This window comes from Flavobacterium sp., assembly GCF_031422135.1.
Taxonomy (GTDB): domain Bacteria; phylum Bacteroidota; class Bacteroidia; order Flavobacteriales; family Flavobacteriaceae; genus Flavobacterium.
Genome location: NZ_JANOQD010000117.1, coordinates 23,197 through 46,591, shown reverse-complemented (window position 1 = coordinate 46,591; position 23,395 = coordinate 23,197). Strand labels below are relative to the sequence as shown.

At 31.7% G+C, this 23,395-nt stretch carries 26 protein-coding genes; 11 read left to right on the top strand and 15 right to left on the bottom strand.

The window, feature by feature from the left end; translation table 11 throughout:
• Window positions 1–213: 213 nt before the first annotated feature.
• The 13 genes from RMO70_RS15430 to RMO70_RS15375 all read right to left on the bottom strand — a co-directional run bounded on the left by RMO70_RS15430 (window position 214) and on the right by RMO70_RS15375 (window position 8,573).
• On the bottom strand, window positions 214–357 hold the full coding sequence (locus tag RMO70_RS15430; protein WP_310557337.1) for a hypothetical protein: 144 nt from the start codon (window positions 355–357) through the stop codon (window positions 214–216).
• A complete protein-coding gene (locus tag RMO70_RS15425) occupies window positions 354–1,607 on the bottom strand; it encodes a tetratricopeptide repeat protein (RefSeq protein ID WP_310557336.1) in 1,254 nt (417 codons plus the stop codon). The genes RMO70_RS15430 and RMO70_RS15425 overlap by 4 nt, the downstream gene beginning before the upstream one ends.
• 1 nt (window position 1,608) lies before the next feature.
• Window positions 1,609–2,931, bottom strand: a complete 1,323-nt coding sequence (locus RMO70_RS15420) for an AAA family ATPase (protein WP_310557335.1) — start codon at window positions 2,929–2,931, stop codon at window positions 1,609–1,611.
• A 68-nt stretch (window positions 2,932–2,999) separates the two neighbouring features.
• Window positions 3,000–3,860 carry a TerC family protein gene (locus tag RMO70_RS15415; RefSeq protein ID WP_310557334.1) on the bottom strand — a complete coding sequence of 287 codons (861 nt, stop codon included), beginning with the start codon at window positions 3,858–3,860 and terminating at the stop codon, window positions 3,000–3,002.
• Window positions 3,861–3,900: 40 nt separating this feature from the next.
• Window positions 3,901–4,275 carry a DNA topoisomerase IV gene (locus RMO70_RS15410; protein ID WP_310557333.1) on the bottom strand — a complete coding sequence of 125 codons (375 nt, stop codon included), beginning with the start codon at window positions 4,273–4,275 and terminating at the stop codon, window positions 3,901–3,903.
• 82 nt (window positions 4,276–4,357) lie between these two features.
• Window positions 4,358–4,933: a DUF1572 family protein gene (locus RMO70_RS15405; protein WP_310557332.1), complete on the bottom strand. Its 576-nt coding sequence runs from the start codon at window positions 4,931–4,933 to the stop codon at window positions 4,358–4,360.
• Window positions 4,917–5,147, bottom strand: coding sequence for a DUF6095 family protein (locus tag RMO70_RS15400; RefSeq protein ID WP_310557331.1), 231 nt, complete (start codon window positions 5,145–5,147; stop codon window positions 4,917–4,919). The genes RMO70_RS15405 and RMO70_RS15400 overlap by 17 nt, the downstream gene beginning before the upstream one ends.
• A 2-nt stretch (window positions 5,148–5,149) precedes the next feature.
• Window positions 5,150–5,605 carry a hypothetical protein gene (locus tag RMO70_RS15395; protein ID WP_310557330.1) on the bottom strand — a complete coding sequence of 152 codons (456 nt, stop codon included), beginning with the start codon at window positions 5,603–5,605 and terminating at the stop codon, window positions 5,150–5,152.
• Between the two features lie 15 nt (window positions 5,606–5,620).
• Window positions 5,621–6,433, bottom strand: a complete 813-nt coding sequence (murQ, locus tag RMO70_RS15390; RefSeq protein WP_310557329.1) for an N-acetylmuramic acid 6-phosphate etherase — start codon at window positions 6,431–6,433, stop codon at window positions 5,621–5,623.
• A 5-nt stretch (window positions 6,434–6,438) separates the two neighbouring features.
• Window positions 6,439–6,783, bottom strand: a complete 345-nt coding sequence (locus RMO70_RS16965; RefSeq protein ID WP_409025097.1) for a DUF5615 family PIN-like protein — start codon at window positions 6,781–6,783, stop codon at window positions 6,439–6,441.
• Window position 6,784: 1 nt separating this feature from the next.
• Complete coding sequence (locus tag RMO70_RS15385; protein WP_310557328.1) at window positions 6,785–7,024, bottom strand: DUF433 domain-containing protein; 240 nt, start codon at window positions 7,022–7,024, stop codon at window positions 6,785–6,787.
• Between the two features lie 50 nt (window positions 7,025–7,074).
• Complete coding sequence (locus RMO70_RS15380) at window positions 7,075–7,743, bottom strand: ZIP family metal transporter (protein WP_310557327.1); 669 nt, start codon at window positions 7,741–7,743, stop codon at window positions 7,075–7,077.
• Between the two features lie 65 nt (window positions 7,744–7,808).
• Entirely contained in the window at window positions 7,809–8,573 is a 765-nt protein-coding gene (locus tag RMO70_RS15375) for a class I SAM-dependent methyltransferase (protein WP_310557326.1), read from the bottom strand.
• A gap of 113 nt (window positions 8,574–8,686) precedes the next feature.
• Between RMO70_RS15375 and RMO70_RS15370 the strand changes: the two genes are divergently transcribed.
• Genes RMO70_RS15370 through RMO70_RS15360 form a run of 3 tightly spaced genes read left to right on the top strand, consistent with a single transcriptional unit; the run spans window position 8,687 to window position 11,021 of the window.
• Complete coding sequence (locus RMO70_RS15370; RefSeq protein ID WP_310557325.1) at window positions 8,687–9,850, top strand: THUMP domain-containing protein; 1,164 nt, start codon at window positions 8,687–8,689, stop codon at window positions 9,848–9,850.
• Window positions 9,851–9,881: 31 nt separating this feature from the next.
• A complete protein-coding gene (locus tag RMO70_RS15365; RefSeq protein WP_310557324.1) occupies window positions 9,882–10,787 on the top strand; it encodes a hypothetical protein in 906 nt (301 codons plus the stop codon).
• Window positions 10,788–10,796: 9 nt separating this feature from the next.
• Window positions 10,797–11,021: a hypothetical protein gene (locus RMO70_RS15360; protein ID WP_310557323.1), complete on the top strand. Its 225-nt coding sequence runs from the start codon at window positions 10,797–10,799 to the stop codon at window positions 11,019–11,021.
• Here RMO70_RS15360 and RMO70_RS15355 read toward each other — a convergent pair.
• Together RMO70_RS15355 and RMO70_RS15350 are read right to left on the bottom strand one after the other, a co-directional pair.
• The gene (locus RMO70_RS15355; protein WP_310557322.1) at window positions 11,014–11,394 is read right to left on the bottom strand and encodes a RidA family protein; all 381 of its coding nucleotides are present in this window, start codon (window positions 11,392–11,394) and stop codon (window positions 11,014–11,016) included. The genes RMO70_RS15360 and RMO70_RS15355 overlap by 8 nt on opposite strands.
• A gap of 18 nt (window positions 11,395–11,412) precedes the next feature.
• On the bottom strand, window positions 11,413–14,130 hold the full coding sequence (locus RMO70_RS15350; RefSeq protein ID WP_310557321.1) for a putative LPS assembly protein LptD: 2,718 nt from the start codon (window positions 14,128–14,130) through the stop codon (window positions 11,413–11,415).
• A 79-nt stretch (window positions 14,131–14,209) separates the two neighbouring features.
• Between RMO70_RS15350 and RMO70_RS15345 the strand changes: the two genes are divergently transcribed.
• From RMO70_RS15345 to RMO70_RS15310, 8 genes are all read left to right on the top strand, one after another.
• Window positions 14,210–15,391 (top strand): N-acetylmuramoyl-L-alanine amidase, encoded by a 1,182-nt coding sequence (locus RMO70_RS15345; RefSeq protein WP_310557320.1) that lies wholly within the window; start codon window positions 14,210–14,212, stop codon window positions 15,389–15,391.
• A 41-nt stretch (window positions 15,392–15,432) separates the two neighbouring features.
• On the top strand, window positions 15,433–16,380 hold the full coding sequence (locus RMO70_RS15340; RefSeq protein WP_310557319.1) for an MlaD family protein: 948 nt from the start codon (window positions 15,433–15,435) through the stop codon (window positions 16,378–16,380).
• An 11-nt stretch (window positions 16,381–16,391) separates the two neighbouring features.
• Window positions 16,392–17,720 (top strand): (Fe-S)-binding protein, encoded by a 1,329-nt coding sequence (locus RMO70_RS15335; protein WP_310557318.1) that lies wholly within the window; start codon window positions 16,392–16,394, stop codon window positions 17,718–17,720.
• A gap of 68 nt (window positions 17,721–17,788) precedes the next feature.
• A complete protein-coding gene (locus tag RMO70_RS15330; RefSeq protein WP_310557317.1) occupies window positions 17,789–18,232 on the top strand; it encodes a phosphoheptose isomerase in 444 nt (147 codons plus the stop codon).
• Window positions 18,233–18,310: 78 nt separating this feature from the next.
• On the top strand, window positions 18,311–19,102 hold the full coding sequence (locus tag RMO70_RS15325) for a (Fe-S)-binding protein (protein WP_310557316.1): 792 nt from the start codon (window positions 18,311–18,313) through the stop codon (window positions 19,100–19,102).
• Window positions 19,102–19,887 carry a phosphatase PAP2 family protein gene (locus RMO70_RS15320; protein WP_310557315.1) on the top strand — a complete coding sequence of 262 codons (786 nt, stop codon included), beginning with the start codon at window positions 19,102–19,104 and terminating at the stop codon, window positions 19,885–19,887. Before RMO70_RS15325 ends, RMO70_RS15320 begins: the two co-directional genes overlap by 1 nt.
• Window positions 19,888–19,897: 10 nt before the next feature.
• A complete protein-coding gene (locus tag RMO70_RS15315) occupies window positions 19,898–20,380 on the top strand; it encodes an ABC transporter ATPase (protein WP_310557314.1) in 483 nt (160 codons plus the stop codon).
• A 9-nt stretch (window positions 20,381–20,389) separates the two neighbouring features.
• Window positions 20,390–23,389, top strand: coding sequence for a glycoside hydrolase family 3 N-terminal domain-containing protein (locus RMO70_RS15310; protein ID WP_310557313.1), 3,000 nt, complete (start codon window positions 20,390–20,392; stop codon window positions 23,387–23,389).
• Window positions 23,390–23,395: the final 6 nt, after the last annotated feature.

The window sequence follows — 23,395 nt, the reverse complement described above, 5'->3', positions numbered from 1 at the left end:
CCAACTCGTAAATATACGCAACTGCTAAAAACGCAGTTATCTCATTTACAGCTATTTATAACAATCTATTTAAAAAACGCATTGCGTTTTTTAAATAGATTTTGATTTCTTACCAAATATATAAATTTTTCCCACACCCCTTTAGTTTCTTTTCCTTTTATGTAAACAAAATTGAATTCTTAGTTTTTTCATTTTCACTAACTATTCATTTTTCTAGTACTCTCCAATTAAATTCGTTGATACAAAAGTTTGATAAATGGTACTCTGTTTTTTCTTCCATTTTTTAATATTTATCTCACCGTTTTCTGTAGCTCTAAACTGATGCTCAACTCCAAAACATCCCAGTTTTCGACTCAAATATTATTACTTTTTATCATTAAAAAGTTTGCCAACCATTGGTATGCAAAAAATCCTATTATAAAAAACAAGCTAAAATTATTGAATAATTCATTTGTTAAAAATGTGGTTACTATGGACAAAATACCAATAACTCCAATTATAATCGTAATTATCAGTGGTAAGTTTTTATATTTTGAAGGTGTGAACATTACACTTATAGGAATCATCATAACAAATCCAAAGGCTGCTACTGGAATGAAATTTTCATTTTTGGTAATAAAATAAGTTGATAAGCCCAAAATAAACAGGATTAGACAGAACCCTACAAATGTGGCACTAGTTTTCTCCTTTTTGTCTAGCAAATATTTTCCATAAGGATTGAGCCTAAACAGTAAATTACTTATGGGTGTAATTACCCAAGTTGAAAAAGCAAAAACGGAAAGCAAAATGATTATAGGAGTTAAATAAGGTTGCAATGCTTCATTGTTTTGAGCAATGCTTCGCAATAGTTTAGTTCCAAAATAAAACCCGATAATAAATATCCATTGATTTTTTTTGGTCAAATTTTCCATAAAAAAGGAGTATTTTAAATACCAACGGTAAATAAAATAATTTGCTTTTAAGGCTTCAACCATTCCCGATTGAGCGTGACCGTTGTTAGGGTTGTTCTTTAACGATTCTCTAAAATGGTCTAAAGCTTTTTTATGATCTCCTTTCTCTAACAATCCCCAGCCATAATTAGAATGGGTATAGGAGTTTTCAGGATCTTCTCTCAAAGCACCTTCAATGGTAGCAAACGATTCTTCTTTTCTATTTAATTTTAGTAAAGCTGTGCTTCTGATGTTTAATGCCAATATGTTTTCTGGATCTAACTCAAGAGATTCATTGGCTAGTTCTAATGCGCTTTGATAGTCTTTTTTTAATAATCTAAATTGTGAAAATTTGGATTTATAATCCGCAATTTCAGGGTCAATTCGAATGGCTGTTTTTAGTAAATCTTCTACTTCGTTGTATTTTTCTGATGACAATTTGATACAAACTTTAAAATAATAGTAGAAGCCTGAATCGGGATATAATGTTATTGATTTGTCTATTAATGAATTTGCCTCATCGTATTTTTCTTGTTGGTATTTCACATTTGAAAGTAAATAATATAAGTAGGAATCGTCAGCATTTTCAAGCAACAATTGATTAATTTCATTTTGAGCCAAATCAAATTTCTGATGATTAATTAAAAGCTCAATTTTTTCTATTTGTTCGTTAAACATATTATTTTTTTATTTTCAGGTAGTTTAAAATTTCGTCATACAGTCCAGTTTCATTAGCATAAAGGGCATAATTCTTTGCCGTATTAAACCATTCTTGTGTGCTTGGGCGATGCTTTTTTGTTGCATTCAATAAATCTTTTGTAGTCAATGGTTTCGGAATCCCATCAATAAATGATTCTTCGAGTTTTACTTCAATGGCAATATCGATGATGGCTTCAATATCGGCTCCAGAATAATTGTCTAATTTTTTCGAAATTTGAATATAATCGATACTATCAATAGGTTTTTGCTCTAGTTTAATTTTTAGAATAATTTCTTTGGCTTTTTCATCAGGTGGTGGAATAAAAATAATTCTGTCAAATCTTCCAGGTCTTCTAAACGCAGTATCAAGATTCCAAGGTGTGTTTGTTGCTCCTAGAATTAATATCCCGTCATTATCACTGTTTATTCCGTCTAATTCTAGCAAAAATTGATTTATCAAGTGTCTTGAAGAGGATTGTTTCATATCACTTCGACTGGCACCTAAGGCATCAATTTCGTCAAAAAACAAAACACAAGGTTTGTTTTGACGGGCAATTTCAAATATTTCATGCAGATTTTTTTCACTATTTCCAATCCACATATCCAGAATGTCATTCAATCCCACACTAAAAAATTTTGATTGAATTTCACCAGCTGTCGCTTTAGCAATAAATGTTTTACCACAACCTGGTGGTCCATAAAGTAAAATACCACCTCCCGTTTTTTTACCGTATGATTTATACAAATCTTGATGAACAAGCGGTTTGATTATTTTCAAATCAATTTCCTTTTTTATATTGTCCATTCCGCCTACATCATTAAAATTCAGGTCGGTAATTTGTAAAAATTGGTTGCTCGTTAGGGAATCATTTTCTTCTTCCAAATCATCATCATAATCTATATTAAAATTTGTAGATCTCAAATTAGTATCTAATAAGTCATCTTTATAATTTGGATTAATTTGCAGCGCTTTTTGATATATGTTTTGAGCCTTACCAATTGATTTTTCTTCAAGCAGCACTTTAGCATACAAAATTAAAGAATCAAAATGATCTTCAAAATTCAATATATCTTCTAATATAACAATCGATTTTGAAAATTCTCTTTTAAAAAAATAAACTTGCGATAGCCCAAATTTATACTGACTTGATGGCGATTGTTTGACTAATTCGATAAACTGAATTTCAGACTCTTCATATCGCTTTGATTTCAGTAAAGTATCGGCTAAGTGAAATCGTAACGGTAAATTATCCGGTGAAAATTTTAAGGCTTCGAGTAAACTGTCAATTGTATTGTTGTCCATTTTTATAAAACTATATAAACGCAATATAACAAAAAAAAACTCTCCAAGTGGAGAGCTTTTTCAAAATATTAGTTACTAATATCCGAATCTTCTAATTCTTTATCTTTAATGGTATTGTTATGAAGTTTAACAGGATTCTTGCTCTTTTTCATTCGTAAATTCAAAAATTCTACAAACAATGAGAAGAATATGGAGAAGTACAAATACCCTTTAGGAATACTGTGCATTTCTTCGCCACCAAAGAATTTAAAATGGGCTAGGTGTGAACCTTCTGCCAAAAGCATTACACCAATTAGTATTAAAAACGACAATCCTAGTATTTGAATAGTTGGATGATTGTTTACAAACTTGCTCACTGGCCCAGCAAAAATCATCATAATTACAATAGAAATTACAATAGACAAAATCATAATTGCCAAAGCACCCTCATAACCAAAACCACCTTGAGCAGGCTCTTTCATACTGATTAATCCCACAGCTGTCAAAATACTATCAAACGAAAAAACCAAGTTTAAAACAGCAATTTGAATAATAGCTGATGATAAAGTATTGCTCGCTTTTCCTTTTTCAGAATCTTCTTCGCCTTCTAGTTTATGATGAATCTCTGTAACCGATTTGTACAATAAGAAAATACCACCACCAAAAATAATCAAACTTTGACCATTAATATAGGCGTCAAAAACAGTTAAATGAATCTCAAAAAGCGTATTTTGTAGTCCTAAAACCCACGTAATTCCAAAAAGCAACACAATTCTAAAAGCCATAGCAAGTATTAATCCTATTCTTCTGGCTTTGGGTTGGTCTTCTTCTTTGAGTTTCCCTGAAACTATCGACAAGAAAACAATATTGTCAATTCCTAGAATAATTTCAAGAAATGTCAATGTTAATAAGGCAATCCAAGCATCTGGGTTCGATAATAATTCAATCATTTTGGGTTTAATATTTAGTTTTTAAAATAATTATACGCAACTAATTCATTTTAGTTACAGTTCCTTTTTGTTTTTTGGCCTCGCCCACAAAAGAATACTCAAAAGTATAGGTTTTTTCGTTTGTAGTCAAAATTTTCATCGAAATAGCCTTTCTTTCTTCTCTGTTTTTTGGATTTATTTTTTGCAATACAAACTCACAATCGTTAATCCATCGCACGGTTGCCGAATCCGTTTTGCCTTCAAAACGCTCTATTTGCAGGGTTTCTGTTCTTTCAAAAGTTGAGGTAACAGCAATCGAATCAATCTTTTGGGTAAAAGAAAATTTTCCAGTTTTAAAATCCCTGCAATTGCGTTCTTGATTGTAGCAAGACAACAATAGTAGGAGCAGAGGCAGTATAATTATTTTTTTATTCATTGTTATTTGGAGCTATTCCTGCTTTCGGCTTTATCTTTTTGTTTTTAAAGAAAAAACAAAAAGGATATCGCCTCTATCAGGGCTATTTTAGTTTATTCAATTCATCATCAGTGAAACTTTTCACATTTTTTTCTTTAGCAAATTTATCAGCATTGTATTCATTAGACTTATTTCGTGGTATCGAAAGACTTTCCCAACCCGATTTTTTAAGCATTTTTGCATAAAAAACAATTTGCCCAATATGATACGGATAATGTGCTAGTTGCCTGTTGATTGCATCAATCGCAGTATGACCTTCGTTTCTAATATAAATAATTTTTGATAAATCTTCAGGTTTTAGGGCATTGATAGCATCAAAAAGACAATTCCAACCTGTATCCCAAATTGCCATAATGGCTTTTTTGTCATTTTCATCAGAATCAAATTCAGCATCACGATTCCTCCATTCTTTTTCGCCATCTGTTGTCAAAAAATCAGTCCAACGAGACACCATATTTCCCGACATATGTTTTATGATTGTGGCAATCGAGTTGCTATCATCATTTGTAGTTACAAACAATTGTTCTGGTTCCAATTGTTCCATCGCTTTTTCCGCAATAGTTTTATAATACAAAAATTGCTTTTTTATACTTTCTAAATAGTTATTGTTTATCTCCATCGAACATACTGTTTAATATGGTTTTTAATCCTTTGAAAGTTAAATAAATGGCAAGAAAACAAACTGCAATTCCAACTCCTAAAACAATATAATGAATCCAGGTATGCTTATTTTTTAACGCATTGTATATCACGGAAGGCCCAATAAAATAACACGGCACTGCCCAAGCCATATATTTGATTCCTTTAGAAAGTATTTCTTTGTTTGTAGCCATTGTTAAAAATTAACACGCATCCCAATACCATTTTGGTTTGCAATAATGGTTGTTTTTTCAATATTGAAAACAGTTTTCTTCTCATTATAAAGTGCTATGGCGCTTTTTATTTTTTTGTTAGTTCCAATCGAAATTGGCAATCCTATAACAAAACTTGCTGCTCCAACATAAGTCAGAGCCGATGGATATTCTTTAGTAGTAAACAATGCTCCAACCAAATCGCCTATTGTCAAACCAATTCCAAATCCTACCAAAAATCCACCAACACTACCCTTTGATATTCCTGCATTGAACTTTTCTAAAGCTTCTGGATTACTTGCTAATAATTCTCGAACCTCTGGAGTGTTAAGTTTTTTATCTTCAGAATTGTAGACATTACCTTTTTTGAAGGTTAATTGTTGTGAAAATGAAAATGTTGTTACTAAAAATAAGGCAATAGTTAAGAAAAAAGTCTTCATAAAATTTATATATATTTAAGATTTAAAATTAGTAATTGATGCTCTCACACTTCCATATTTTTCTAACAATTCAGAAGCTTCTTCGTAAGAAATATGTATTTCATTCATTATCATTTTGACACCACGATCCACCAGTTTGTCATTAGTCAATTGCATGTCGACCATTTTGTTGCCTTTTACTTTCCCAAGTTGAATCATAGTAGCTGTTGAAATCATATTTAAAACAAGTTTTTGTGCGGTTCCAGCTTTCATTCTCGAACTTCCAGTAACAAACTCAGGGCCAACTACAACCTCGATAGGAAATTGTGCAACTTTGGATAGTGGACTTCCTTCGTTGCAAGTAATGCAACCCGTTACAATATTGTTTTCGTTGCATTTTTCTAATCCAGCAATCACATAAGGAGTAGTTCCTGAAGCTGCAATCCCAATGACTACATCGTTTGTATTTATGTCAAATTCACATAAATCAATCCAAGCTTGCGTGGTATTGTCTTCGGCATTTTCGACTGCTTTGCGTATGGCTTTGTCTCCACCAGCAATAATTCCGTTGACTAAATCAGCCGAAACACCAAAAGTTGGTGGACATTCCGATGCATCAAGTATACCCAATCGACCTGAAGTTCCAGCTCCTATATAAAATAATCGTCCACCCAATTTCATTTTTTCAACTACTTTTGAGACTAAAGTTTCTAGTTGGGGCAATGCTTTTTCGACTGCTAAAGGCACAGTTTTGTCTTCGTTATTTATGTTAGATAACAATTCTTGGACAGACATTTTTTCTAAATGTTCGTATTTTGAGGATTGTTCTGTGGTTTTTATGAAAGTCATTTTTTTTATGGTATAGATTCAATATGGTTGTCTTTAACGATTAGCAACCTATTATTTTCAATTTCGAATTGAATTATTTGCCAATTAACTGAAAAAAATCGATAAAGTTGTTTTAATGAAAAATTCCCTAATTGGAAGTAAACAATTTTGGGAGATTTTTCGGAAACTAAAAATCGATTAAAAAAATCCACATCTTTTGTTAAAATGATAAGGTTGTTTTTGAGAGCATAATTCCAAATTTCTGTATCCGTCATTTTAAGATTCAAATCAGAAACAAAAATGAAATTGGTGCTATTAAAAAAATTAAAATATTTAGGTAAATTCACATCTACTAAAAAAGACAAACTCATATTAACTAGCGAGTTGAATATCGTTTTTGAATGTCGATAAGTTTTTTAAAGCAAATGCAATACACGCCTGAATATCTAATTTTTCTAGGAAAGGATAAGCATTTATAATATCTTCAGAAGAATCTCCAGCCGAAAGATATTGAAGAATTGTTTCCACAGTAATTCTCATTCCTCTTATGGTTGGTTTCCCATTACAAACGTCAGGAATTAGTGTTATTCTATCTAAAATTGAAGTTTCCATTTTAATATTTTTACAAATTTAGCTAAAAAATCAAATCCTTAGTTAATTTATCACAAAAAATAAGCCAATACAATTCCTAAAACAATCATCGAAATTTTGGCAATGTTGAATTTGTGTCCTTCACTACTTTCAAAAATAATAGTGGACGAAATGTGAAATAAAATCCCAATCACAACAGCTGTAATTTCTGTGTAATATTGATTTAACACCGGAAAATTATCAGAAACAAGAGTTCCCAAAGGTGTCATTACAGCAAAAGTTATCATAAAAATAAATAAGGCTATTTTGTTGAGTTGCGCATTTAAGAAAAAGGAGGTCAAAATAATAGCAATTGGTAGGTGATGAATGGCAATTCCTATGGCTAAATCGTGGTGATGTCCTACTGGAAATCCTTCGAGTAAGGCGTGTAAACATAAACTAATAAACAAGGCCCAAGGCATTTGACTTAGTTTGTCGTGACCATGAACGTGACCGTGTTCCGCTCCTTTTGAAAAAAATTCGAGTATAATCTGGAACAAAATACCAATCATTATGAATATTCCAATACTATGATTGTGTGATTCGTAAACTTCGGGTAATAAATGTATCACAGTTAAAGACAATAAAAAAGCACCACTAAATGCTAACAACAATTTGAGATTGGTTTTGTTTTTAGGTTGCAAAAACAAAGCAATTCCAAACCCTAATAATACTGAAAAAAGAGGTAAAAAATATTCCATTTAGATTGCTTGTTTGGTTATTTGTTTATACGGCTAATCGTTTAACCGAATAAACAAATAACTTTTTATTTGAAAATCATTATGAGTCGTTCACTTTCTGTTTTATGAAATTTTTTGAGTTTATAGTCTCCAAAAATATCTAGTAAAAATATTCCAGCTTCTTCCATCATTGTTTCAAAATCGTGCAAAGTTAAGGCTTGTACTTTTTCAGTGAAATGAAATTTTTCACCCTTATCTTCAAAAGTTATTTCCTTAAAAATATGATTGTCTTTTACATATCGCTTAATGTGAAAATCAATAGTATCGACTGTTTTCATTTCCTCAGAAACTAGATTCGCAATCACATTTGTCACATTCATAAAATCGATTACTGCAAAACCATATTCCGACAGACTTTCTTTAATAGCAATTAATGTGGTCAAATTATCATCGTCACTTTCAAAATAACCAAAACTTGTAAATAAGTTAAAAATGGCATCAAATTTTTCTTCAAATGGCTCACGCATATCGTGAACTTTGAAATTTAGATTTTTATTGGTGTTTTTAGAGGCTTCTGCAATACTGTTTTCGGACAAGTCTGCTCCCAAGACATTGAATCCCAATTGGTTTAAATAAATCGAATGACGCCCTTTTCCACAAGCCAAATCTAATATTTTTGCTTCTTCTGGTAGATTGAGATAATGTGTTAAATTATCCATAAAGACTTGTGCTTCACGATAGTTTCTGTCTTTGTAAAGAGTGTGGTAATAGTTCGTGTCAAACCAAGAAGCAAACCAGTTTTTGGTTTCGAGTTTCGAGTTTTTGGTTTCGGGTTTTTGGAATTCTGACATTTATTCTGTTTCAATCAAGTATTAAAGTGCAAATTTAATGTATTTTTGCAGAAAAATTGCACTCAAACACACAGAGTTTTAATTTGAAATTGCAATTGTTATTGATATTGAAAATGGAAAATTTTAAAATGATTGCCAAAACTTTTTTTGGCTTCGAAGAAATATTGGCAAAAGAATTAACCCAACTAGGTGCTCAAGATGTCGAATTAGGAACAAGAATGGTAAGTTTTGCTGGTGATAAAGGTTTTATGTACAAAGCCAATTTGTCACTTCGAACGGCATTAAAAATATTGAAGCCTATTTATTACTTTAGAGCCAAAAGTGACGAAAACTTATACAAAAATATGCAGGGCATAGATTGGTCAAAGTATTTGAACACCAATCAAACTTTTGTTATTGATACTACGGTTCATTCTGATTATTTTAAACATTCTCAATTTGTTTCACAAAAGTGTAAAGACGCTATTGTAGATCAGTTCAGAGCAAAAACAGGAGTAAGACCAAGTGTAGACAAAGATTTTCCAGACTTAAGGATCAACATTCACATAGATAAAGACCAAGTTTCGGTTGCCTTAGATACTTCTGGCGCTTCATTGCACCAACGAGGGTATAAAACCGCTACCAATATTGCACCAATTAATGAAGTTCTAGCAGCTGGAATGTTATTGCTTTCGGGCTGGGAAGGTCAAGGTCATTTTATGGATCCAATGTGTGGTTCTGGAACTATTCTTGCCGAAGCTGCAATGATTGCTTGCAATATTCCTGCAAATATTAACAGGAAAGAATTTGCTTTCGAGAAATGGAACGATTGGGACAACGAATTGTTTGATCAAATTTTGAATTCGTTACTAAAAAAAGTTAAGGAGTTTCACTATAAAATCATTGGTCACGATAAAGCGCCAAGTGCGGTTCAAAAAGCCAAAGACAATATCAAAAATGCTAATTTGGACGAATATGTAACCATTTCTGAAAAGAATTTTTTTGATACTCAAAAAGAAACCGAAGGCAAGTTGCACATGGTATTTAATCCACCTTATGGGGAACGATTAGATATTGAAATGGAACGTTTTTACAGAGAAATTGGCGATACATTAAAACAAAATTATCCTAATACGAATGCTTGGTTTATTACTGCTAATTTGGAAGCGTTAAAATTTGTGGGACTCAAACCTTCACGAAAAATTAAGTTATTCAACGGAAGTTTAGAAGCTCGATTGGTAAAATATGAAATGTATGAAGGAAGCAAGAGAACGAAGTTTCAAGTAACCGATTTGTAGAGAGTTATTTTTATTTGTTTTAAATTTGTGTATGAAAGTATTTCTAAAAAACGTCTTCCTCTTTGTTTTTCCATTACTACTACTTGGATTTGGTTCTGAAGTCTTGATACGTAAAATTCCAAATGACTATTTATACAAAAAAGAATCATTAGATAAGTGCGCCAAAAATATTGAAGTCTTGTTTCTTGGCAATTCTCATTTTTTTTATGGTGTAAATCCCGCTTTTATTCAAAAAAAAAGCTTCAATGCAGCTTGTGCATCTCAATCGTTAAATTTCGATTTTGAAATTATGAAAAAATACCAAAATGATTTTAAAAACTTAAAATATATTGTTTTGCCAATTGATTATCTTTCTTTATTTACAACCATTGAAAAAAGCAAAGAAAATTGGAGAGTCAAAAATTATAATTTATATTTTGATATTAATTATAATTATGCCTTAGAAGATAATTCAGAACTATTTAGTAATAATTTAAAAACGAATTTTAAAAAGCTAAAATATTATTATATTAAAAAACAAAATACCTTAACCACAACTAGTTTGGGTTGGGGAAATGGGTTTGATTCAAAAAACAATCAAGATTTAATCAAGTCTGGTAAAGAATCGGCCATTAGACATCGTAGTGATGATGTGGATATTTTTAATCAAAATATTGTAATTTTGAAATCAATTGTAGAATTTGCAAAGACAAATCATATCCAATTACTACTTATTTCTTCTCCTGTGTATAAAACATATATTGATAATCTAAATCCATACCAAATGAATAAAACCATTCAGGTAGCAAAAGATTTAGATGAAAGATATAAAAATGTGAAGTATATAAATTGGATGAATAATAAAGCATTTGTTAAAAGTGATTTTTACGATGCCGATCACTTGAATAATATAGGTGCTGAAAAGCTATCTAAAAAGTTAAATTATTTTCTTAATTAAAAAACTGTAATGTCAACAAAAACTAAAGCTTTCATATATCAATTAACTTGTTTTGCTATCTTGTTTATTCCTTTGCGCTATGTTATAGATATGTATACTGGATTAACTGGGTATTGGATTCCAATTACCGCATTTGTAGTAGCCACTATTTTAGCACCTAAATTTCAAGCTATTCGCACTAAAGATGGAGAAAAACTAGCTGTAGTATGGTTTTTTTATAAAAAAATCAAATAACCGCAATCATAGATATTTCGATATTCACGTTTTTTGGCAAACAAGCTACTTGAACAGTTTCGCGTGCAGGAGCAGTTTTCTCGTCAAAGTACTTAGAATAAATGGAATTGATTTTTGCAAAATCATTCATATTCATAATGAATATGCTTGTTTTTATGACATTTTCAAAAGTCATTCCAGCAGCCTCAAGAACTGCCTTTAAGTTTTGCATTACTTGTTCGGTTTCTACTTCAATAGTTTCTAAAACTAATTCGCCATTGTTTGGGTTTAGGGCAATTTGACCTGAAGTATATAAGGTGTTTCCGCTCAAAACTGCTTGGCTATAAGGTCCAATAGGTGAAGGAGCTTTGTCAGTAAAAATTATTTTTTTCATTTTCTAAATACTATAAAGTTAAAGTCTTCTATCTGGAAGATCACGTTTGTCCCATTTAATATCGCTTAATACTGAGGAACTAATTCCTATAAAAAAGTACCAAGATTTTCTTTCCCCAATAGGAACCCAGTCAAAATTCAATCGCCAACTTAATAAATCTCTTTCAAATCGAAATTGTGTTGGAGTTACTCCTTTACGAACAAAATCATATCCTGAGGATAAACCCACCTTCCATTTTGGAGTGATGTCAATATTTCCAGAAAACATTAATGAACTATTCGAAATTTCTTTTTGACGATTGGTATTAGTGTAATTCATAGAATAAGCAAGTCTCAAATCCCAAGGCAATTTTGCGTTAAAAAAACCCTCAAATTCATTTTCTTCCCCATCATCTTGGTCAAATTCACTTTTTCTTCGATCCGCAAAATCAGTTGCAGTTCCAAACAAATCATCTTCCCGACCTCCATTTCTGAGTCCTTGATTGTTGAATGAATCTTGTTTTTTATTTTTGGTTTTATTGTCAAAAGAATAATTCAAATTTATGTTGGCTCCCGTTAATCGGAACAAACTTCCGCCATTATCAATATTAAAGATGTTAACGGGTTGTCCTGTACTGCTAACAGCATAGGGATCTAAAGTGGCACCAAAATTAATCCCTAGTTTCTCTTCAAATATACTAGTTCCTCCACTAATTGAGACAGGAGCCCATTTGCGGGCATCATTCTCAGCAGATAAATTATAACTTGTTCCAAAGGTTAAGTTATTTAATAATTTGATTTTCTTAGCTTCTACCTTGGTGGAATCTCGATCTCTTACCTTTGCTTCGATATTATTTGACAATGAAAAACTGACTACATTAGAATAGTTTTTTCCAGGTACAGAAAATATACCCGATTCAAAGCGTGTATAATTACTTATAGTTCCACTGGCGTCAGAAATATAATTTTCATAATACCGTTCGAAACTTGGGACATAACTGTAACTTACACTTGGGGACATAACATGTCGTATGGCTTGTATTTTTTTATCTTCACCAAAATTAAACGTTCCGTATATGGTAGTTCCTATATTCGTACTGAAATTATAGGTTCTAAAGGCATCAAATCCATTATTGTCGATATTATCAATTACGTTAGTTTCTGTGTTAAACTTTTTTTGTATGGTTTTGAAATACCATGTTTCTGTAAAATTTGTGGAAGCTCGAACATTAAAATATTTGAATACTTTAAAATTTGTTGCTAACGGAATAGAATGTTCAATGCCGTTTTTTGCATCACGAAACATTTCTGATTTTAAGAATAAAGAATCAACAGTATTTATTCTGTTTTCGCCTCTCACGCTATATTGCAAATTTATATTCTTTATAAATCCTTTTTTTACTTCTGATTTTCCAGCAAATGGATATAATTGAGCCACACTAGCTGTCAGTGTTGGTAGTGTCATATTAATTGCTCCAGACTGAGTGTTTTGGCTGTGATTAGCACTCAATGCCATATTCACTTGTGGTTCAACATTAAAAGTTTTTGAATAAGTTATGGATGAACTTAATGTATTATTTAAGCTCGCACTTGTATTTAATTGATTGAAAGAATTTCTAAAATACTTTTGACTTCCTAGATTCACTGAAGCTGAAAATCTTGAATTTGGAGTGGCCTTAGCATCTGGTGAATGACTCCATTGAATATTATACAAGTTAGTCTTAGCGTAACCAGGTAATCCTCGTTCTCCTGTGATTTGATTTTCAAATCTGAAATTCACATTTCCTCTAAATTTGTAACGTTTGGCATAGTTGCTTTCTGCTCTGAAAGCATAACTTCCATTGGTGTAATAATCGCCTAATAAGGCTAAGTCTACTCTTTTGCTTAAAGCAAAATAATACCCTCCATTTTGTAAAAAATAGCCTTGAGCATTTGTATCACCAAAACTAGGAACAATTATTCCTGAGGTACTTTCTTCAGTCATTGGGAAAAAAGCAAATGGTAAACCAATAGGAGTAGGGACATCAGCAATAACCATATTGGTAAGTCCAGTTACTACTTTTTTACCTGGAACTAATTTGATTTTTCGTGCTAAAAAGTAATATTCAGGATCATCTATATTTTTTGAAGTCGTAAATCGAGCATTTTTTACAAAATAAACAGAATCATTTTCCCGTTTCGTGATTTCTCCTTTTAATTTAAATTCTCCTTGATCCGTTCGTGCATTCCATATTAATGCTTTCTTGGTTTTGAAATTGAATCGAATCGAGTCAGGCTCTACAACATCTTTACCTTGTTTAAATTCAGGATATTGTGAGTAAACTCCCGCAGAATCTTTTAATCTTCCAGCATAAACTTCGTCTTTCTCGTAATCAATGACGATAACTCCAGCTTTAAGTTCAATATCTTTATAATAAACTTCTGCCTTGTCATAAAGCATAATTTGCTTCTTTTTTTGATTTAATTTAGCATAATTAATAGATTTATACTTAATTTTCGCATCAATAAATTGTTTTTTCTTGATTGAATCCTTTTTTATGGTATCATTGGCTTTAACTAGATTTTTAAACCCTAGATTTAAGCTATCTGATTGTTTTTCAGAGGATATGGCACTACTTTTTGTGCCCAATTCTTGCGAGTATGTTATTGAACTTGAAAAAGTTAATAAGATTGATGATAAAACGATATGAAATAAGTTTGTATGCAACGGTATAAATACTATTTTTGTAAAAATATGGCTTAATTTTTGAAGTGACAAACTTACAATCTATTTTTAAAAAAATTAAGCATTTAATAAAATTATAACCTTTTTAGGCCTTTATAAAAAATATTCAAGTATGAAAATTATAAACAAATTAAAATACTCTTTGTTTGTTATAGGGTTGTTTATTTCTGTAACTACTTCTGCACAAACCAGTTCTAAATTTAAAGTTGTTCTAGATGCGGGTCACGGCAGCCAAGATTTTGGTGCTACTTATCATGGTTTTGTTGAAAAAAACATTGCATTGAGTGTGGTTTTAAAGGTTGGTAAAATATTAGAAAGCGATCCAAACATTCAAGTTATATACACCAGAAAAGACGATACTTTCATTGAATTGGTTGAAAGGGCAAATATTGCAAACAGAGTGGATGCTAATTTTTTTGTGTCAGTACATTGTAATGCCAATAAAAATACAGAAGCTTATGGAGCGGAAACCTATGTGATGGGACTTTCAAAAAGCGCTTCGAGTCTTGATGTGGCAAAAAAAGAAAATGCAGTTATTACACTTGAAGCGGATTACAAAACAAAATATGCGGGATACAATCCCAATTCGCCAGAATCATTAATAAGTGCTACTTTAGCTCAAGAAGAATATCAAGATCAGAGTATTGAGCTGGCTAGTAAAATTCAGGATAATTTCGAATTCAAATTAAACAGAAAAGTTAGGGGCGTTAAACAAGCACCATTTATGGTACTACACAAAGCTTTTATGCCGAGAGTTCTTATCGAAATGGGGTTTATTTCAAATAAAGCAGAAGGAGAATATCTTAATTCTGAAGAAGGACAAGTGAATATAGCAAAATCTATTGCCGATGCAATTTTTAAGATGAAAGTTGAGCATTTTGGTGGTTCAATGCCTATTATAGAGATTAAAAAATGGGAAAAACCATTAATAGTTAAAGATACCCCAAAAGTAGTTGTCAAAAATACAAAGCCAGATGAGTTCTTAATTGAAACAAAGCTGGATACCAAATTCGAAATTAAAAAGATTGATACTACAAAACCAATTTTTAAAATTCAAGTACACGCAAGTAGTACTTCAATCGAAATAAAACCTAAAAATTTTAAGGGACTAGACAATATCACCTATTTGTCAGAAAAAAATATTTATAAGTACATGTATGGCGAAACAAATGATTATGTGGAAGCTAAAATGTTATTATTAGAAGCTAAAACTAAAGGATATGATGCCGCTTTTATCATTGCATTCAAAAATGGAGTTAAAACAACACTAACCGAAGCTTTGAAGAAAAAATAAACCTATACAATTATTTACTATTTTTGTTAAAACAATCTATTTTGAAAATAACCAGAGAAATTAAAACCGCCGTATTAGTAATTGCTTCCATCCTTTTGTTTATTTGGGGATACAGTTTCCTAAAAGGACAAAATTTATTCAATTCACACAAAAAATTGTTTGTTGAATTTGAAAACATAGAAGGATTAGCGGCATCAGCCCCTGTTACCATAAGTGGAAAATCTATTGGAAAAGTAAATGCAATTACTTTAAATAAAAATGGAATGTTGCTTATTGAACTTCAAATAAATGAAGATAATTTTCCTATTTCTAAAACCAGTATTGCACAAATATATGAGCCAGGATTTATAGGAGGAAAACAAATTGCTATCATTCCAAATTATAAAGATACTGAAATGACGGTAACAGGCGATATGCTTTTGTCAGACATAAAGTTAGGTTTAATGTCAACTGTGGGTGAAAAGTTAGTCCCAACACAACAAAAAATCGACAAATTAATTGTTGATGCTGATGGTTTGGTTTCTAATATGAATGATGTTTTAGATGCACAAACCAAACAAAACTTGAAGAATAGTATTGCTCAGCTGAATCAAACATTAACTGAAATTAACAAAGCAACACAAAAAGTAAATGAAATGTTAGCTTCAAATCAGCAGAAAATCAACAATTCGCTTTCAAATGTTGAAAAAGTTTCAGAAAATTTTGTTAAAATTTCTTCTGATTTGGAAAATGCAAATTTAGGTCAAACTATAAAAACACTTGAAGGAACACTTGATAATGTCAATAAAATAATGGCAAATTTAGAATCAGGAAAAGGAACAATGGGAAAAATGCTTAAAGACGATGCAATGTATAACAACCTAACCAAAACCTCAAAAGAATTAGAACTTTTGTTACAAGATGTTCGTTTGCACCCAACTCGATATGTGAATGTTTCCCTTTTTGGAAAAAAAGAGAAACCATACACGGAACCACAACCTAAAAACTAATCTTATTTATTATGAGTTATTTAGATAATATATTATTTTTCATCATTCTCTCCATCGGAATTGGGTATTTTGCCATCAATGTCAAAAAAATAGTCCGTAACATAAAATTAGGCCAAAATGTAAATCGCTCTGACAATTCTTTAGAGAGATGGAAAAATATGGCAATGATTGCTCTTGGACAATCCAAAATGGTCAAACGACCAGTAGCTGGAATACTTCATATTATAGTTTATGTAGGATTTGTAGTGATTAACTTAGAAGTTTTAGAAATAATTATCGATGGATTGTTTGGAACACACAGAGTATTTTCTTTTTTGGGAATTCTTTACAATGTTTTAATCGCATCATTCGAGGTATTGGCCGTTCTAGTATTGATTGCTGTTTTTGCTTTTTGGATTAGAAGAAATACCATAAAACTAAAACGTTTTGTAAGTTCAGACCTTAAAGGTTGGCCGAAATCGGATGCTAACTATATTCTTTATTTTGAAGTCGTTTTGATGTCGTTATTCTTGTTAATGAATGCTTCCGATTTGTGGTTGCAAACTATGAATGCTTCTCATTATTCACAAGCGGGATCATTTCCAATAAGTCAATATATTGCGCCTATTTTCAATGGAATGCAAGAAGGTTCTGTTATAATAATAGAAAGAGCCGCTTGGTGGTTGCATATTTGTGGTATTTTAGTGTTCTTGAATTACCTTTATTTTTCAAAACATTTACACATACTTTTAGCATTTCCAAACACTTATTTTGCTAATTTGAATCCGCAAGGACAATTTGACAATCTCGAAAGTGTTACAACAGAAGTCAAACTAATGTTGGATCCAAATGCGGATCCATTTGCAGCTCCAGTAGCGGATGCTAATGCTGTTCCAAGCAAATTTGGAGCTTCGGATGTGCAAGATTTAAACTGGGTACAATTACTCAACGCCTATACTTGTACGGAATGCGGAAGATGTACTTCTGCTTGTCCAGCGAATCAAACTGGGAAAAAATTATCTCCACGAAAAATAATGATGGATACTCGTGATCGTCTTGTTGAAGTTGGGAATAATATCGATTTAAACAAAGGAATATTTGTTCCAGACAACAAATCATTGTTAAACGATTATATTACACCCGAAGAACTTTGGGCGTGTACCTCTTGCAATGCTTGTGTGGAAGAATGTCCAGTAAATATTAGTCCATTATCCATAATTATGGACATGCGACGCTATCTAGTAATGGAGCAAAGTGCTGCGCCAATGCCAATAAACGCTATGATGACTAATATTGAAAACAATGGAGCGCCATGGCAATACAATCAACAAGACAGATTAAACTGGAAAAACGAAAATTAATATAAATAAGTATGAAACAATGCCATAAAAGTGAGGCTTGGATTGTTTTGAACAAATAAAATTAGAAAATGAAAACAGAAGACATTGAAAAAAGCCTCTTATTAGCGACAGAAAACGGACAAACAATAAGCCCGATTTTACCCGAAGGAGTAAAAAATTATTTGATAGACATAGACGGAACAATTTGTGATGATATTCCAAACGAAGAACCAGAACGAATGCTTACCGCTGAGGTTTATCCAGATGCATTAGTGACTTTGAATAAATGGTATGACGAAGGACATATTATTTTCTTTTTCACATCACGAACGGAAGCACATAGAGAATATACCGAAATTTGGCTCAAAAAATACGGTTTCAAATACCACGGAATGGTAATGGGGAAACCACGAGGAGGAAATTACCATTGGATAGACAACCATTTAGTAAAAGCCACACGATATAGAGGGAAATTTACAGATTTAGTAGATAAAGAAGTTACAATTCAAGTTTTTGATGACGGAAAACACTAATTAAATCGATTATTTGATAGTTCGATTATTCGAAAAATCTAACAATCAAAAAATCTAACAATTATTAAAATAAAAAATATGTCAGAAGTCTTAATAGTACCAACAATGGCAGAAATGCTGGCACAAGGCAAACAACCAGAAGTTTTGTTTTGGGTAGGATGTTCCGGTAGTTTTGATGATAGAGCCAAAAAAATAACCAAAGCATTTGTACGAATTTTAAATCGTGCAAAGGTAGAATTTGCTGTACTTGGCACCGAAGAAAGCTGTACTGGTGATCCAGCAAAACGAGCTGGAAACGAGTTTTTGTTTCAAATGCAAGCTATGATGAACATTGAAGTTCTTAATGCATATGAAGCAAAGAAAATTGTAACTGCATGTCCACATTGTTTCAATACCTTAAAAAATGAGTATCCAGAATTAGGAGGTAAATACGAAGTTGTTCACCATACAGAATTCCTAAAATCGTTATTAGATTCTGGAAGATTAACCATCGAAGGAGGTCAATTCAAAGGAAAACGTATCACTTTTCACGACCCTTGTTATTTGGGTAGAGCGAACAAGATTTACGAAGCACCAAGAGATTTAATACAAAAATTAGATGCCGAACTAGTCGAAATGAAACGTTCTCGTGCCAATGGCTTATGTTGTGGAGCTGGTGGAGCTCAAATGTTTAAAGATGCTGAGCCAGGAAACAAAGAAGTAAATATCGAAAGAACAGAAGATGCTCTAGAAACCAAACCAGATATTATTGCTGCGGGTTGCCCATTTTGTAACACGATGATGACTGATGGAGTAAAGAATAAAGAAAAAGAAGCGGATGTAAAAGTTATGGATATTGCCGAGTTAATTGCTAATGCTCAAGATTTATAATGATTGAATATTGTTTTAATTTAAAAAAAAATATTTTAATAACATCGTTTTTTCTTTACATTAGTTTATCATCGTTTGCACAAATAGCTACTAATAATATTGCGAATGATTCTACCAAAGTTCCTAATAATATAAAATTGAATTACAAACAACTAGTAATTCCAACAGTTTTAATAGGATATGGTTTTATAGGTTTAGAAAGTCATCAATTATTGTCGTTTAATACTGAAATAAAAGCAGAAGTAAAAGAACATATTGATGATAAATTAACTATTGACGATTTTTCTCAATATGCACCTTTAGTTTCAATATACGCAATTGATGCTATGGGAATTAAGAGTAAGAATTGCTTTAAAGATAAAGTGATAATTTCTGCAACATCTTATTTAATTATGGGATTAGCTGTAAATACTTTAAAAAAAACATCTGTATCAGAAAGACCAGATGGAACATCTGCTAATTCATTCCCTTCAGGACATACTGCTACAGCATTTATGGGAGCAGAACTTTTATTTCAAGAATATAAAGATAAGTCTTTTTGGTATGGCTTATCTGGATATGTAGTTGCCACAGGAACAGGAATTTTCAGAATTTATAATAATAAGCATTGGTTAACTGATGTTGCCGCTGGTGCTGGAATTGGTATTTTAAGTGCAAAAGCAGCGTATTGGTTGCACCCAACAGTTAGTAAGATTTTTAATAAAAAACAAAGTAAGACCGCAACAACCTTTATCCCTTTTTATGATGGAAAAACAACAGGGTTCGGAATGGTTTCAACTTTTTAAATAACAATATATGTATCTTCCCTTTGAAGAATTACCGCTAGAATCAAAAATTTGGATTTACCAATCAAACCGTAAATTCACTGATGATGAATTTTCAGAAATTGAACTTTCAGTAAAAGATTTTGTCCAAAACTGGGCTGCTCACGGAACTAGCCTTGAAGCATCTTATTTGTTGAAATACAATCGATTTATTATTTTTGCTGTAAACCAAGAAATACAAGCTGCAACAGGTTGTTCTATTGATAAATCGGTTCAGTTTATTCAGGATTTAGAACAAAAATATAAGGTCGATTTACTAGACAAAATGAATGTAACTTTCAAAAATGGCGAATTTGTAGCTCACAAAACATTAATAGAATTCAAAAAAATGGCTAAAGACAAAGCCGTAACTGGATCAACCATTGTTTTTAATAATTTAGTCAACAATATTGAAGAATTTAATGATTCTTGGGAAATAGCTGCTGAAGATAGTTGGCACAGTCGTTTTTTCTAAAATTATAAAATGAAAAATTTTCTTTATAAATTATTTTATGTGACTACCATTGTTTTAGTTGCAATAAATTGCGCTACTAAAAAAAAAGTAATTGCAACTACATCCTCTATTATTCCAAATAAAGTAATAACGAGCAAACAAATTGAAATTGACAATATCGATTCTTCAAAAGTAGGCTATAATTTATTGGTTGATTCCCCTAAAGAAAAAAAATGGGTAGACAGCATATATAAGGATATGACTTTTGAGGAAAAATTAGGACAACTCTTTATGATTGCAGCTTATTCTAATCGAGACTCGGTTCATTTTAATGCAGTTGATAAGTTGGTCAAAAACTATAAAGTTGGAGGCTTAATTTTCTTTCAAGGAGGGCCAATTCGTCAAGCACAATTAACAAATCGATTTCAGGCAAAATCAAAAATACCATTATTTATTGGGAATGATGCCGAATGGGGATTGAGTATGCGCCTGGATTCTACTTACAGTTATCCTTGGAATATGACACTTGGTGCCATTCAAGATATGAAACTGTTAGAGCAAATGGGTAACCAAATGGGGCAAGAATGCAAGCGAATGGGAATTCATTTTAATTTTGCGCCAGTAATTGACATTAATACCAATCCAAAAAATCCAATTATTGGAAATCGTTCCTTCGGAGAAGACAAGTTTCAAGTTACCGAACGCGCCATTGCCTTAATGAAAGGTTTTCAAAACCAAGGAGTATTAGCAACAGGAAAACATTTTCCAGGTCACGGTGATACAGAAACCGACTCGCATCATACTTTGCCAACCATCAATTTTTCGAAAGAAAGAATCGATGAAGTTGAATTGTATCCGTATAAAAAAATGTTTAATTTAGGTTTGGCATCCGTTATGGTAGCACACTTGAATGTACCAAGTTTAGAAACAAGACCTAATTATCCTTCGTCTATATCCTATAATATTGTGACCAATGTTTTGAAAAATGAATTAGGTTTTAACGGTCTAATTTTCACCGATGCTTTGAATATGAAAGGGGCTAGTAATTTCAAAAAACCTGGTGAAATTGATTTAGAAGCCTTTCTTGCTGGAAACGATATTCTACTTTTTGCGGAAGATGTTCCTACGGCAATCGAAAAATTTACTCAAGCCTACAAAGACACTTTGATTACTGATGAAAGAATCGAATTTTCGGTTAAAAAAATACTAAAATACAAGTATAAAGCAGGATTGAATAAATACAAATCTATTGATACAAAGAATTTATTTGATGATTTGAATAAACCAATAAACAATTCGTTGCAGTATAAACTTTATGAAAATGCAATTACGGTTTTAAAAAGTGAAAAAGAGATTATACCAATCAGAGATTTATCCAAAAGTAAAATTGCATATGTGAAAATTGGAGACAATCCAGACAACACTTTCCTTTCTACACTACAGAAATATGCTGAAGTTACTGAGGTTTCACATTTTAATATTGACAGTTTGAATGTTGATTTAAAAGAGTACAACACTGTAATAATTGGTTTGCACAAATCAGATAAAGCGTGGCGAAAATACGAATTCACAGAAAAAGAACAACTCTGGGTTCAAAAAATAGCCGAAAATAATGATGTGATTCTTGATGTTTTTGCAAAACCTTACGTTCTGTTACCAGTAAATTCTTTTGATGCTATTGAGGGTTTGGTTATGACCTATCAAAACAACCCAATAGCCCAAGAAGTTTCTGCACAATTAATTTTTGGAGTTCTTGAATCCAAAGGTAAATTGCCGGTTTCTATAAATGAAAATTTTAAACGTGGTGATGGAATGACAACGCAAACTATAAACCGTTTGGGTTTCACAACTCCTGAAAATGTAGAGATGAATTCCGATGTTTTAAAGCGTATTGAAGCTGTAGTACAAAAAGCAATTATCGAAAAAATGACTCCTGGCATTCAAGTTTTAGTAGCTCGAAAAGGCAAAGTAATTTATCAAAAATCATTTGGATACCATACGTTTAAGAATGATATAAAAGTAAAAAATTCTGATATTTATGATGTGGCTTCCGTTACTAAAATTGCAGCAACGCTTCCTAATGTCATGCAACAATACGATTCTGGAAAAATAAATTTAGAAACGATATTAGGGGATATGGTTTCACAAACTAAAGGAACCGACAAAGATTCTATAAAGCTTAAGGATTTACTATCCCATTACGCACGACTAAAAGCTTGGATTCCATTTTACAAGTCAACTTTAGATTCTTCTAGAAAACCTTTAAAAAAATTATATCGAAAATCATATTCTGAAAATTTTAGAAATCAAGTTTCTGAAAATTTATTTATTAGAAATGATTACAATGATACAATTCTAAAAACAATTGTAAATAGTAAATTAAACGATAAGAAAGAGTATGTTTATAGTGACTTTACATTTATTTTATTAAAAGAATATCTAGAATGGGAAACAAAAAAATCATTAGATATATTGTCTGAAGAAAATTTCTTTTCCAAATTAGGGATGAATAATACGTTGTATAATCCACTTCGAAAATTTGATATGAGTAGCATTCCTCCAACCGAAGTCGATACTTATTTCCGTCACACCACAGTACAAGGATATGTTCATGATATGGCAGCCGCAATGCAAGGCGGAGTAGCGGGACACGCTGGTTTATTTTCTAACTCGATGGATATCGCAAAACTAATGCAAATGTATTTGAATAAAGGGAACTATGGAGGAATTCAATATTTTTCAGCGAAAACCTTCGACGATTTTAATACCTGTCACTTCTGTCCAGAAGGCAATAGGAGAGGACTCGGTTTTGATAAACTACAGTTAGATAAAGAAAATCCTGTATCAAAATCTAGTTTTGGTCACACGGGTTTTACAGGAATTATGACCTGGGCAGATCCTGACACTGAAATAGTTTATGTGTTTATGTCCAACAGAACTTTTCCTGATTCAAATGCTCCAAATACTTTATCGAAAGAAAATATTCGGGAAGATATTCAGAAAATAATTCAAGAAGCGATTATAAAATAATTATCT